This is a genomic window from Marinobacter sp. UBA3604 (assembly GCF_002375325.1).
Taxonomy (GTDB): Bacteria; Pseudomonadota; Gammaproteobacteria; order Pseudomonadales; family Oleiphilaceae; genus Marinobacter; species Marinobacter salarius.
The window spans coordinates 136,584-149,124 of sequence record NZ_DFMB01000061.1; the positions used below are offsets into that span (position 1 = coordinate 136,584).

The following is a 12,541-nucleotide window of genomic DNA, read 5'->3' on the forward strand; positions in this document are numbered from 1 at the left end:
TTAACAGGGGTATTGTCCACGGTCTTCGGAAACCGCTTCGCCACAATCACACCTCACTCCAGCGTTCCGCACCCAACCAACGACTCAAGGCTGTGGCGCCTTTCGCAGTCACTTTTAATTCGCGACCTGCCTCACGCCGTCGCAGATAGTCGTTATCGAGCAGGTGGTTGCAAATTTGCTGTCCCAAAGGGCCGGCTATGTGAAACCGGCGCTCGCTCCAGTCGAGACATGGGCGACACAAAGACACGGAGTTAACAGATTGGGGCTGGCCGAACGACAATCCAATGGGCGCCAATGCTGCCTGCAGCCGGTCTGTTAGAGCGCCCCCATCAGGTTCGAGCACAATGGCTTGCTCTGCCACCAAATAGTCTGCAACGGCAACACCCAGGCGACCACCAAGATGGTCGTAACACATCCTTGCCCGCCTCATGCCGGGATCGCGTGGACCGGTATCGACCCTGGGCGGTTTCCGGCCCAACGCGGCGACCTGCATGATGCCCTCCAGCATTGTCGCCACCTCCCTTGACGCCAGGCGATGGTATCGATGCCGCCCTTGTTTCAGCAACACCAACAACTCCGCCTCAACCAGAAGCGACAGATGACCGCTGGCGGTCTGAGGAGAAACCCCTCCTATTCTCGCCAACTCATGCGCGGTATACGCACGGCCATCCATGAGTGCCAGCAACATGGTAGCGCGGGCAGGAACTCCCACTAGTGACGCTATTCGGGCAATTTCGTTCGTGTTCACGAGTTATGATGAGCCTTTGAATCGTTAGGCGCTGCTGATCGATCAGAAAGCCCATAATCCCGGACAACGTCCGCCACTCTCAACCGATAGTCGGAAAAGATATCACTCCGTCCTTTTGCCTGGGCGTGACGATGGGCTTCCATGTTCCGCCATTGCGCAATGGCGGCTTCATCCCGCCAGAGCGACAGGGACAGTATCCGGCCAGGGTGCGTGAGGCTCTCGAAACGCTCAATGGATATGAAGCCGTCTATTTGTTCTAAAAGCGGCGCCAACGCGGCTGCTTCATCGAGATATTCGGCGGTTTTACCCGGGCGTGGTTCTAACTCAAATATCACTGCCAACATTTTAGATCTCCTCCACAGAGTCAGAGCAACGACGTGTTGAAGGTACATTCACGGTGCCTTCGGCGGCTTCCACAAAGCTGCGCTCTTCCCGTAGTATAAAGCGCTGGGATTCAGCGAGCGCAAAGTTCCTTTTTCCGGCCTCATCCGCCTTCAGACGACACCGATACGATTCGTAGCTTGCAAGAGAATCAAAACCGATAAGGCCCCAGGCGATGTCGTTGGTTCCTTCCGAGGGCAGGAAGTAGCCGATCAAGTCACCGCCGCAACGTGGAATGATGTCACCCCAGTTTTTGGCGTAAACTTTAAACTGCTCTTTCTGGAACGGGTCTATCTGATAGCGAATGACGCAAACGATGGGCATTGAAAGCCTCCTGAACCGTTAGTTTAGGCGCCTATTGTGCAACTTAATTCAATGCGAATGTTTCGCTGTGGACCGAAGTGAATCCGGGACAGATTTTACTGACAGCCTGCTTACAGGAGCGTTTGCACGATGAAGGCCTCAAAGGAATTCTGGGACAAGAGCGCACGCCGCTACGCCAAGAGCCCGGTGCGGGACGAGGAAACCTACCGGAAAAAACTCGACATCACCCAAGGATATTTCCGGCCAGACTGGTCGGTGCTGGAATTCGGCTGCGGCACCGGTAGCACTGCCCTGGTTCATGCGCCCTACGTGAAAGAGATTCTTGCCACCGACATATCCGGCAAAATGCTGGACATCGCCACGCAGAAAGCCCGCGATGCTGGTGTCGAGAACGTGCGCTTTCAGCAGGGCACCCTGGAAAGCCTGGCGCTGGAGGCGGAAACCTTTGATGCGGTGCTGGGGCTCAATATTCTCCATCTGCTGGACAACCCCGAAACGGCGATTGCCCGGGTTCATGAACTGCTGAAACCCGGTGGCGTTTTTGTTTCCAGCACTGCTCTGGTGGGTGAACTGATGGTGCTCTGGCGGCTGTTGATTCCAGCCATACAGGCGGTGGGGTTGGCGCCGTTCGTGAACCGCTTTAGCCGGCAATCACTGGTAGCGATGCTGGCCAAGGCAGGGTTCAGCATCGATTATGAATGGCAGCCGGGTAAGTCGTCAGTGTTTTTGGTGGCCCGGAAGTGACCCCGTCAACAGAGAACCCTGTTGGCTCAACGAGGATTTAGTATGGCAGAAGTACCTCAAAAACAGTCCGGAACCAGCGGCTACTCCTGGAAACTGTCTGCCGTTGCAGCCGTGGCGTCTGTCATCGGCGCGGTAGTCTCGTTCGGGGAGGTATCACCAATTATTACCGGGTTGATTCTCCTTGCCGCCGTTGGCTGGGGCTTTACCGCACGGGACAACAAACGAGCGGCGGAACAGGCAAAAGACGCACAATAAACGACATCCCTGAAATTTTTTCTTCCCCTGTCGATTTCGTCCCGCCCCACGCGACTAACCAGTGAAACCACCAACAATCACTGGAGAACGACAACATGAAATACATGCTGATGCGCAAGGCCGATGTGGACACCGAGAATGGCGTAATGCCTACGGATGACCTCTTGCAGGCGATGGCGGACTATAACGAGCGGATGACGCAGGCAGGGGTGTTTACCGGTGGCGACGGTTTGTGGCCCACCCGGGAAGGCTGCCGCATTCAGTTCCGCAACGGTGAGCCCACTGTTGTCAACGGGCCCTTCGAGCAGACCAGCGAGCTGCTGGCCGGCTACAGTGTGCTTGAGGTGGATTCCTTCGAAGACGCCATCGCCTGGGCAAAGCAATGGCCAAAGGAAGATGCTGGCGGCAATGTCACCCTTGAGTTACGCCGCTACTTCACGCTGGAGGATTTCGCGCCCAGCCCCGCACTTGAGAAGCATCGTTCGCAGGAAAAACTGCCACGGGAGATGAACATGCACGTGGCGTTTGGCGGCAACTGCCGGGAAGCCATGGAATTCTATGCGGAGGTCACCGCCGGCACTCTGGAAGCCGTGATTACCTACGGCGAAACGCCAGCGGCAGAGGATGTGCCGAAGGAAATGCACGACCGCGTTGTTCATTCCTCCCTTAACATCCGTGGCCGTCGGCTGATGGGGGCGGATATGGCGGGAGACTGTTATCAGGCGCCGCAGGGTACGCAGATTCACCTTGAATACGATGATACCAAGCAGGCGGAGCGGGTTTTCCGGGCATTGTCCGAAGGAGGCGCAGAGATCATGCCGTTCGAACAGACCTTCTGGGCGCATCGTTTCGGAATGACCAAGGATCGATTTGGGGTCCAGTGGATGATCAGCAGCGGGCTTGAGCAGTGCCAGTAAATGACAACAACCAGGAGCCATGCAATGACCAAGCGAGCGAAAAATACCATTTGCCTCTGGTACAACGGCGATGCTGAGGAAGCGGCAAACTTCTACGCCAGAACCTTCCCGGATTCGTCCGTGGATGCTGTAAATCATGCGCCGGCAGACTACCCGTCAGGTTCGGAAGGGGATGTACTGACGGTGGAGTTTACCGTGCTGGGCATTCCCTGCCTCGGGCTCAATGGTGGCCCCATCTTCACGCACAGCGAAGCGTTTTCATTCCAGGTGGCCACCGCGGATCAGGAGGAAACCGATCGCTACTGGAACGCGATTGTGGGCAACGGCGGTGAGGAAAGTGCCTGCGGCTGGTGCCGGGACAAGTGGGGTATTTCCTGGCAGATTACGCCGCAGGTGCTGTCGGACGCCATTGCCGACCCGGACCGCGCAACCGCGAAACGGGTGTTCGAGGCGATGATGACGATGGGTAAAATCGATGTTGCGGCTATTGAGGCGGCACGGCGAGGGTAGAAACACAGCTACGCCTACACAACCTCCGGAAACGCCGACACCAGGAAATCCACCAGCGCCCTCACCTTGGGCGTGACGAACTTGCGGGTGGGATAGACCGCGTAAACACCCAGTTCGTCTGAGCGGTAATCCGGCATCAGTTCCACCAACCGGCCTGCGTCCAGGTCATCCTGCACCAGGAAACTGGGCTGGTGGATCACCCCCTGACCGGCCAGGGCGGCGGCACAGCAGGTTTCGCCGTTGTTGGCATGCATCCAGGGGCGTATCCGTGTGCTCACTGATCCATCGGGGCCGTCAAAATGCCAGTCGTTACCCGTGGCCAGGTTGCTGTAGGCGATGATCTTATGATGGATCAGATCCTCGGGATGTTCTGGCGTGCCGTGGGCGCTGAGGTATCCGGGAGAGGCGCATACAACAAGCCGCGTGGTGGTGAGACGCCGGCTGACCAGGGTGGAATTTCTCAAGCTGGCAATTCGGATCGCCAGATCAAAGCCTTCCTCAACAATATCCACAATGCGGTCGGACAGGTCGATGTTGAGTTCCACATCCGGATATTCACTATGAAACTGCCCCCACAAGGGCGCAAGGTGGCGAATGCCAAAACTCACCGGGGCATTAATGCGCAACACACCCTTGGCGATGCCGCTGCGTGAGGTCAGTTCTGCCTCCGCCTCTTCCACTCCCGCCAGCAGTTCCCGGCATCGCACGTAGAACACTTCCCCTTCCGCGGTCAGCGACAGTCGCCGGGTGGTGCGGTGAAGAAGTCGCACCCCAAGCCGGGATTCAAGTTCACCGATGTAGCGGGATACTGCGGCTTTCGACATCCCCATTGCCTCCGAGGCGGCCACAAAGCTGCTCTCATCCACAACGGCGCAGAAGGTCTGCATCTCCAGCAATCTATCCATTCTATTGTTCCGTTTTTTGAGACAGTTAATCCAATAAAAGCATGTTTATCCCAAAATAAGATATTCGTAAAGTATTCCCATGCTCAACACACATCTCATACACAAGGAAACAGGATCATGAACAATACATTCCTCAACAAACTGCTCGACACCAACGCTGGCTGGGGCGCCCTTGCCCTGCGCATTCCCGTTGGCATCATCTTCGTAGCTCATGGCGCCCAGAAGCTGTTTGGCTGGTTCGGTGGCTACGGACTGGAAGGCACCGGGCAATGGATGGATTCCATCGGCCTGAGCCCGGGTTACCTCATGGCTCTTCTGGCCGGTGGCACCGAGTTCCTGGGCGGCCTGGCGCTGATCATCGGGCTACTGGTTCGCCCCGCCAGTGCAGCGCTGGCCTTCGCCATGTTGATTGCCATCTTCAGCGTGCATTTCCAGAATGGCCTGTTCATGAGCAACAACGGCTATGAATTCGGGTTGGCATTACTGGCGGCGTCGGTGTCCCTGATGTTTAGCGGTGCCGGGCACGCTTCGGTAGACCGTTTGGCAACGAAATAAACAGGAGTATCGCGCCATGACCAGTCTGTTCGTATCCCACGGCGCTCCCACCTTTGCACTGGAGCCGGGCCAAGCAGGCCCGGCCCTCTCGCAGCTTGGAACGGAACTGCCCCGACCAACTGCGGTGCTGGTGGTGTCGCCCCACTGGATGACACAGAAAGTACAGGTGGGTCTGTCGGAGGTACCGCCCACCATCCATGACTTTCGAGGCTTTGAGCCCGCCATGTACGAACTGGAGTACCCGGCGCATGGTCATCCCTCGCTCGCAAGTAAGGCTCTATCTCTGCTGGACAATGCCGGATGGAAGCCCGTCGCCGATGCCCAACGCGGTCTTGACCATGGTGCCTGGGTGCCACTGACGTACCTGTACCCGGGCGCGTCGGTGCCGGTGTTCCAGGTGTCTCTGCCAGCGAACCTCGACAGCCAGTCCGCCTACCAACTGGGCCAGGTGCTGGCGCCGCTGCAGGAGGAAGGTGTGCTGATCGTCGGTTCGGGCAGTCTGACCCATAACCTCTACGAGGTACGCTGGAGGGATAACAACAGTGCAGAGTACGCAAAGGCCTTTAGCCAATGGGTTCGTGAAGCGGTTCTGGAAAATGACCAGGCACGCCTGATAAACACTCTGGCGCTCGCGCCCCATGCCCGGCGCGCGCACCCCACCACGGAGCACTTTCTGCCGTTGCTGGTTGCACTGGGTGCCGCTGGCCCCGACGCACGCGGCTCGGTCATTGAAGGCGGCATTGAGCATGGTGTGCTGTCGATGGATTCCTTTATCTTTCGCAATGCCTGAAACCCGGAACCTTTGCTGCCGCACAAAGCGAACAAGCGACCTCCGAATACAGTTGACAATCTCCTGCGCCCTGTGATGTTATCACCGGTAACAATGTTATCGGTGATAACTTATGACTGTTAGTTCCACCTCACTCAAAACCAATTACCACCATGGTGACCTGCCCCAACAGGCGCATCAGTTAGCCCTGGAAATTCTGCGGGAACATGGCGATGCGGCGATTAGCCTGCGGGCCCTGGCCAAGCAGATCGGGGTCAGTGCACCTGCGCTGTATCGACACTTCGTTGACCGGGACAGCCTGCTCGCAGAGCTCGCCATTACCGGTTTCAGTGCACTACGGGAACGACTGCTCGCCGTTGATCAAAGCGACCCCAGGCGGGCACTGATTGATATCGGCCTGGTTTACGTGTCGTTCGCCCGGGACGAACCCAATTTGTACCGGCTGATGTTTGGCGGGCGGGTGCTGCCAAAAGGTATTCACCCGCGCCTGGACACTGCCGGAAAGGGAGCTTTCCAGGTCCTGGAAGACACCATTGCACAAGCGCAGGCGGTCGGTTACGTCAAACCGATTCCGTTGTCACTGATGACAGCTGCCGCCTGGTCCCTGGTACATGGCCTGTCCCAGTTGTCTATCGACGGGCACCTGCCCAGCACGAAGGCGGAACCTCACCTGGCCGAAGGTGTTGTCACACTCCTGCTCGATGGCTCAATTGCCGAAAACAAACAACACAATAAGGACACCACATCATGAGTAGCCCCAAACCCAGTACTATCCGTGTCGGGCGCCGTTATCGCGCCAATCGTCTTGATGGCCACTACGACGCCATTGTCATCGGCTCCGGTATTGGCGGGCTCACCACCGCCGCCTGTATGAGCAAAATGGGTAAAAAAGTGGTGGTGTTCGAGCAGCATTACACCGCCGGGGGCTTTACACACAGCTACGATCGCAACGGCTACGAATGGGATGTAGGTGTGCATTACATTGGGGATGTGGGCGCGGACCACACCCTGAGCAAACGCCTGTTCGACCACATTACCGACGGCCAGTTGAAGTGGGCGCCTATGGACAGCCACTTTGACCGCATCTTTATTGGTAACCGCCATGTGGATCTTGTCGCCGGCCCGGACGCCTTCAAAGCAGAGTTGAAGAAAGAGTTTCCCGGCGAGGAGCAGGCCATAGACACCTACCTGAGTTATCTGCGGCAAGTGGCCAAAGCCATGCCGGGGCTGGTGATCGGCAAGGTACTTCCGGACCTGGCCGCCGGGCCCCTGCGCAAGCTGGTCGACCGCACCGCACCTGCATTCCTCAACAAGCCCACTCGAGAAGTTCTGGAAGGCCTGACCAACAACCAGGAACTGATCGCGGTGCTCACTGGCCAGTGGGGCGACAACGGCCTGCCGCCAGCAGAATCCAGCTTCATCATCCACGCCCTGATTGCCCGCCACTACCTGTACGGCGGCTACTACCCCATCGGCGGTGCCTCTGAAATGGCGAAGACCATTATTCCGGTCATCCAGCAGAGTGGCGGGGAAGTGTTCACCTATGCCGACGTAAAAGAAATTCTGATCGAAAAAGGCAAGGCCGTGGGTGTGCGCATGGCCGACGGCGAGGACGTTCGTGCCCCGCTGGTGATCAGCAATGCCGGCGTGTTCAACACGTTCGACAAACTGCTGCCGGAAACCGCACCCCACCGGGACTATTACCAGGAAAAGCTGAAAACCGTGGAACGTTCCATGGCCAGCAACTGCCTCTACATCGGCCTGGAAGATACCGCTGAGAACCTGAAGTTGCCGAAAACCAACTACTGGATCTATCCGGGCACCAACTACGAGAAGCAGGTCAGCGACTTTGTGGCCGCGCCGGACGAACACGACATTCCGCTGACGTACATCTCGTTCCCTTCCGCCAAAGACCCAAGCTTTGCCGAGCGCTATCCCGGCCGCGCCACGATCGAGATCGTCGCCCCCGGGCCTTATGACTGGTACGAGGACTGGGCGGACGAGACCTGGGGTAAACGTGGCGACGAGTATGAGGCAAAGAAAGAAGCCTACGCCCAGCGGCTAATGGCGAAGCTGTATGAGAAGTTCCCGCACCTGGAAGGCAAGGTGGATTACTACGAGCTCTCGACGCCGCTGTCTACCGATTACTTCTGCCGCTACAGCAAGGGCGAGATCTATGGCCTGAACCATTCGCCCAGCCGCTTTGAACAGGACTGGCTGAAGCCCAAGACCCGCATCCCCGGCCTGTACCTGACCGGCCAGGATGTGATGACCTGCGGTGTGGCCGGGGCAATGATCGGCGGCCTGCTCGCCACGGTGGCGGTCAGTGGCCTGAAGGGGTTGCCATTGGCGAAGAGAATGTTTGTGGGGTAAATCCTCACTCACAACATTCCAGCAACCGCGTGGCATGCTCCCGCAACGCATCCTTGAGCCCATCCGGCTTGAGGATGGTAAACCGGAACGGGAGCTGTGCCAGCCACCAGGAAAACCACTCAAAGCTGTCGGTTTGGGTGGTTAGCAACAAGCCATCTTCACGCTGTTCGAATCCCTCCGCACAGGAGGAATGAAAACCAAACACGGCTGAGGCCGACTCACGGTCCGTATGGAGCACCAGCGACACCTCGTGGGTACGCCCCCAGGACAGGAAACTCTCACTCAGGAAATCCGCCGCATCAAAATCCGGTGGCCGCTGAAAAGTGGCCATTAACAGGTGGACATGGCTGATGCGGTCCAGCCGGAACGAGCGCATCGCCTGGCGGAGATGGCAAAAGCCGGTGAGATACCAGCGCCCCTGACGGAACACCAGGCCGTAGGGATCCACGCTGCGGTCGATCCCGCCGTGGTCCGGGGAGTGGTAGGTAAACCCCACCGAGCGCATCGCTTCCGTGGCAACGGTCAGGGTTTGAAGGGCGCGGTCGTCCAGGCTGGGTTCGCCCCGGGGAAGGATCACCCGAGTGGTGTCGCTGACACCGCGTACCCGCTTTTTCAGGTTGGCCGGCATCACCCGTTCCAGCTTCGCCTGCACGCTGGCAATGGCCGGCGCAGCATCCGCCAGCCCAAGCTGTCGGGCGGCCAGCAGCCCGAGGGAGACCGCCAGGGTTTCCTCGTCGGTAAACATCATCGGCGGCAACTTAAAGCCGGCCACCAGCCGGTATCCACCATAGCGCCCCTGCTCGGTCATCACGGGAATGCCCAGCTCTTCGAGCACTGTGATGTAGCGTCGGATGGTTCGCCGATCCACGCCCAGCCGCTCCGCCAGTTCGGCACCGCCGATCTGGCCGTGGGTCTGCAACAATTCCAACACGGTTAACACGCGGGTCGTGGGACCAGACATCGTGGCCTACCTCCTGCCAGCTTTTCGGCTTTTCTACATTAAAAATGCATCTTCCCATTTATCTAGGACAGATATTCGCCTAATTCCACATTAATCTGATCTCGCAGTAACCCATACCCTTGAAAAAACAGGCTCGAAAAGGAGATCAGCATGTCGGAACTCACCTTTTACACCCACCCCATGTCACGTGGCCGCGTTGTACGCTGGATGTTGGAAGAAGTCGGTATCCCCTACACGGTAGAGACGATGGATTTCGGCCCGGACATGAAAACCCCGGAATACCTGGCCATCAATCCCATGGGCAAGGTGCCCGCCATCAAACACGGCAGCACCATTGTGACCGAGGTGGCGGCCATCTGCGCTTACCTGGCGGACCAGTTCCCGGACAAGAAGCTTGCCCCACCGGCTGCCTCTCCGGAACGTGGCGCCTATTACCGCTGGCTGTTTTTCATGGCGGGCCCTTTCGAGATGGCTACCAGTGCGCTGGCCCACGGCTGGAAGATCGACAGCACAAACGTGCAGGCCGTCGGTTGCGGCCGGGTGGAAGACAGTATCAACACGCTGGAGAAAGTGTTGGGCAAGAGTCCCTACATTTGCGGTGACACGTTTACCGCAGCGGATGTGCTGGTCAGCAGTTACCTGTGGTGGGGAACCATGCAGAAAAACATTCCGCCGAACAAGGTATTCCAGGAGTACATTCAACGCACGGAAAGCCGGCCAGCGGCCAAGCGTGCCAATGAGCTGGATGATGCCCTGGTGGAGTCGATGAAAGCTGTCACAGCCTGACGATCAGGCGGGAGCAGCCGGCGATACTGGGCACAATCCTCCGGGTACATTCAGTACCCAATCGCGGATAGCCAGTATCGTCGGGTCCTGCCGGCGGCTTTCCGGGTACACCAGGTAAAATGGTTTGCCTTCCAGCTCCGGTCCGAAGGGCTGCACCAGCCGTCCTTCGGCCAACTCATCCTCAATCAACGGCCGGCTCATCAGTGCCACGCCCTGGCCACCCACGGCAGCAGAAATGGTGTGGGTCTCGTCCGAGAACACCAAACCGGCACTGACATCCAGCCCGGATAGCCCCGCCTGCTTCTGCCAGCCTGCCCAGTCTACCGGGCTCACCGATACTCGCTGCGGCCGGAAGTGGATCAGCGGATGATTCGGTAAATCCTCCATCCTCGTCAGCCCAAGATGGGGACTGCAGGCAGGAATAAAGGTGTTATCGAACAGCTTCTCCGCAACCAGGCCCGGCCATTGCCCATCTCCATAGCGAATGGCGAGGTCCGCCGTCACCCCATCCAGGGCCACGGCTTCGTGTGAGGCGTGAATGCGCAGGTCAATGTCCGGATGGCTGTCCCGCAACATACACACCCAGGACAACAACCAGCGCACCGCCACAGCCGGCGTGGTCGACAGGGTCACCGCCTGTCGCGACGGCACTGCCTTCAATCGCTCGATGGCATTGCCGATGTTGTCGAAGGCGGTTTCCAGCACTTCCTGTAAGTCCCGCCCCTTAGTCGTCAGCACCAGTTGCCGGGGTTTACGAACGAACAGCTCCACCCCAAGCGCCTCTTCAAGCCCGCGAATCTGATGACTGATCGCCGTGGCGGTCACCGAAAGTTCCTGGGCAGCCTGTTTGGCACTCTCATGGCGGGCGGCGGCCTCAAAGGCTCGCAGGGCGGACAGCGAAGGCAAGCGGCGGGGATTCATGAATGAGCTCACCTCATCTATAGGCGAAAGAAATCATCGTTTGTGGCCCTCTAAGTATGACTTTAGGCTTAATTCACCGTCAACAACAGATGAATTTTCCTACAACCGAATGGAGCTCCACATGACTCATATCCTGCAACTCGACGCCTCTGCCCGCCCTGGCCGCGCCGGCATCCATGAACACGGTTCCCACAGCCGCAGCCTGACACACCAGTTTGTTTCCCGGTGGCAGGCCCAACGCCCTGGCGATACCGTGACCTACCGCGATATCGGTGGCACGCCCCCATCCTTCATTGATCAGCAATGGATACAGGCGGCCTTTGCTCCACCCGAAAAGCACGAGCCCTGGATGGACGACACACTGGCAGAAAGTGACCAACTGATCGATGAACTGGTCGCCGCGGACATCCTGGTCATTGGCGCGCCACTCTATAATTTTGGTATGCCAGCGGCTCTGAAAGCATGGGTGGACCTGGTTGTTCGTATGGGCAGAACCGTAGAGTATGACCCATCCACCCCAGAAGCCCCCTTCACAGCACTGCTAGCAGACCGCCCCCGCCACGCGGTTATCCTGTCTTCCCGTGGCGGGGCTGGATTCGAGCCTGGAGGGGAGCTGGCACATATGAATCACCTTGAGCCAGGCCTGACCACGGTGCTTGAGTTTATCGGCATCACCAATGTACATAGCATTGCCATTGAAAATCAGGAGGAAGGCGGCGAGGTGTTGGCGCAATCCGTTGCCGAGGCAGAACAACAGGTGGATGAACTGGTGCTGGCGTTGCAGGGAACACTCACCAAGGCGACACCTGCAATGACGTCATCATCACTGGTAGGCTCGGTGTAATCGCCAACAAGGACATTGCATGCTCTGCTTCAGCTATGGCTCCAACATGTCGCAACGACGACTCCAGGCCCGGGTTCCATCAGCCCGGTTCATAGCTGTCGCAGAGCTTCCAGCTCACCGGCTTCGCTTCCACAAATCCGCCAGCGACGGCTCCGCCAAATGCGACGCGGAAGAGACCGGCAACCCGGGGGACTGGGTGACCGGCGTGGTTTACGAGATTGATGATTCAGAGAAACCAGACCTGGACCGACATGAAGCTCTGGGGTTTGGCTACGATGAGAAGCAGGTTGAGCTGAAAACCGAACAAGGCACCCTGCGCGCCTGGATGTATTATGCCACCCGCATCAACAACTCACTTAAACCCTTCCACTGGTACAAGGACCACGTGCTCATCGGCGCCCGGGAAAACGGCTTGCCGGCGGACTACATTGCGCAGATTGAAGCCGTGGAGTCCATTGATGACCCCAAACCAGAGCGGCACGCCCGGGAGCTGTCGATTTACAGCAACACATAGGCTGCCGGCTTCT

General features: G+C 58.2%; 17 protein-coding genes. 11 read left to right on the plus strand and 6 right to left on the minus strand.

Translation table 11 applies throughout. The features are described from left to right. Positions 1–46 precede the first annotated feature (46 nt). From B2590_RS17395 to B2590_RS17405, 3 genes are read right to left on the minus strand one after another with little or no spacing between them, the layout of a single operon-like run. Positions 47–748, minus strand: coding sequence for an ArsR/SmtB family transcription factor (locus B2590_RS17395; protein ID WP_286811995.1), 702 nt, complete (start codon positions 746–748; stop codon positions 47–49). Further along, positions 745–1,092, minus strand: coding sequence for an antibiotic biosynthesis monooxygenase family protein (locus tag B2590_RS17400; RefSeq protein WP_228210277.1), 348 nt, complete (start codon positions 1,090–1,092; stop codon positions 745–747). Before B2590_RS17400 ends, B2590_RS17395 begins: the two co-directional genes overlap by 4 nt. A 1-nt stretch (position 1,093) precedes the next feature. Further along, positions 1,094–1,453, minus strand: a complete 360-nt coding sequence (locus tag B2590_RS17405; protein ID WP_075195391.1) for an NIPSNAP family protein — start codon at positions 1,451–1,453, stop codon at positions 1,094–1,096. A gap of 129 nt (positions 1,454–1,582) precedes the next feature. Here B2590_RS17405 and B2590_RS17410 point away from each other — a divergent pair, with 129 nt between their 5' ends. The 4 genes from B2590_RS17410 to B2590_RS17425 all read left to right on the plus strand — a co-directional run bounded on the left by B2590_RS17410 (position 1,583) and on the right by B2590_RS17425 (position 3,879). After that, a complete protein-coding gene (locus B2590_RS17410) occupies positions 1,583–2,197 on the plus strand; it encodes a class I SAM-dependent methyltransferase (RefSeq protein WP_286811994.1) in 615 nt (204 codons plus the stop codon). A gap of 42 nt (positions 2,198–2,239) precedes the next feature. After that, a complete protein-coding gene (locus tag B2590_RS17415; RefSeq protein ID WP_036202542.1) occupies positions 2,240–2,452 on the plus strand; it encodes a hypothetical protein in 213 nt (70 codons plus the stop codon). A 95-nt stretch (positions 2,453–2,547) separates the two neighbouring features. After that, entirely contained in the window at positions 2,548–3,369 is an 822-nt protein-coding gene (locus B2590_RS17420; protein ID WP_127402286.1) for a YciI family protein, read from the plus strand. A 24-nt stretch (positions 3,370–3,393) separates the two neighbouring features. Beyond that, entirely contained in the window at positions 3,394–3,879 is a 486-nt protein-coding gene (locus B2590_RS17425; RefSeq protein ID WP_036202538.1) for a VOC family protein, read from the plus strand. A 14-nt stretch (positions 3,880–3,893) separates the two neighbouring features. Here B2590_RS17425 and B2590_RS17430 read toward each other — a convergent pair whose 3' ends face one another. Next, positions 3,894–4,784: a LysR family transcriptional regulator gene (locus tag B2590_RS17430; protein WP_127402287.1), complete on the minus strand. Its 891-nt coding sequence runs from the start codon at positions 4,782–4,784 to the stop codon at positions 3,894–3,896. A 117-nt stretch (positions 4,785–4,901) separates the two neighbouring features. Here B2590_RS17430 and B2590_RS17435 point away from each other — a divergent pair, with 117 nt between their 5' ends. From B2590_RS17435 to B2590_RS17450, 4 genes are all read left to right on the plus strand, one after another. Next, positions 4,902–5,339: a DoxX family protein gene (locus B2590_RS17435; protein WP_127402288.1), complete on the plus strand. Its 438-nt coding sequence runs from the start codon at positions 4,902–4,904 to the stop codon at positions 5,337–5,339. 16 nt (positions 5,340–5,355) lie between these two features. Further along, positions 5,356–6,129, plus strand: coding sequence for a DODA-type extradiol aromatic ring-opening family dioxygenase (locus B2590_RS17440; protein ID WP_127402289.1), 774 nt, complete (start codon positions 5,356–5,358; stop codon positions 6,127–6,129). Between the two features lie 112 nt (positions 6,130–6,241). Beyond that, positions 6,242–6,880: a TetR/AcrR family transcriptional regulator gene (locus B2590_RS17445; RefSeq protein ID WP_127402290.1), complete on the plus strand. Its 639-nt coding sequence runs from the start codon at positions 6,242–6,244 to the stop codon at positions 6,878–6,880. Beyond that, the gene (locus tag B2590_RS17450) at positions 6,877–8,502 is read left to right on the plus strand and encodes a phytoene desaturase family protein (protein ID WP_127402291.1); all 1,626 of its coding nucleotides are present in this window, start codon (positions 6,877–6,879) and stop codon (positions 8,500–8,502) included. Before B2590_RS17445 ends, B2590_RS17450 begins: the two co-directional genes overlap by 4 nt. Positions 8,503–8,506: 4 nt before the next feature. Here the strand turns inward: B2590_RS17450 and B2590_RS17455 are convergent, their stop codons facing one another. Then, a complete protein-coding gene (locus B2590_RS17455; protein WP_127402292.1) occupies positions 8,507–9,463 on the minus strand; it encodes a helix-turn-helix transcriptional regulator in 957 nt (318 codons plus the stop codon). A gap of 150 nt (positions 9,464–9,613) precedes the next feature. Between B2590_RS17455 and B2590_RS17460 the strand changes: the two genes are divergently transcribed. Beyond that, on the plus strand, positions 9,614–10,249 hold the full coding sequence (locus tag B2590_RS17460; protein WP_127402293.1) for a glutathione S-transferase family protein: 636 nt from the start codon (positions 9,614–9,616) through the stop codon (positions 10,247–10,249). 3 nt (positions 10,250–10,252) lie between these two features. On the opposite strand, the gene gcvA is transcribed toward B2590_RS17460, so the two are convergent. Continuing rightward, the gene (gcvA, locus tag B2590_RS17465; protein ID WP_286811992.1) at positions 10,253–11,170 is read right to left on the minus strand and encodes a transcriptional regulator GcvA; all 918 of its coding nucleotides are present in this window, start codon (positions 11,168–11,170) and stop codon (positions 10,253–10,255) included. Positions 11,171–11,291: 121 nt separating this feature from the next. On the opposite strand from gcvA, the gene B2590_RS17470 reads away from it, so the two are divergent. Both B2590_RS17470 and B2590_RS17475 read left to right on the plus strand, forming a co-directional pair. Beyond that, positions 11,292–12,014 carry an FMN-dependent NADH-azoreductase gene (locus B2590_RS17470; RefSeq protein ID WP_127402295.1) on the plus strand — a complete coding sequence of 241 codons (723 nt, stop codon included), beginning with the start codon at positions 11,292–11,294 and terminating at the stop codon, positions 12,012–12,014. A 19-nt stretch (positions 12,015–12,033) separates the two neighbouring features. Continuing rightward, a complete protein-coding gene (locus tag B2590_RS17475) occupies positions 12,034–12,528 on the plus strand; it encodes a gamma-glutamylcyclotransferase family protein (RefSeq protein ID WP_127402296.1) in 495 nt (164 codons plus the stop codon). The last annotated feature ends 13 nt before the right edge of the window (positions 12,529–12,541 follow it).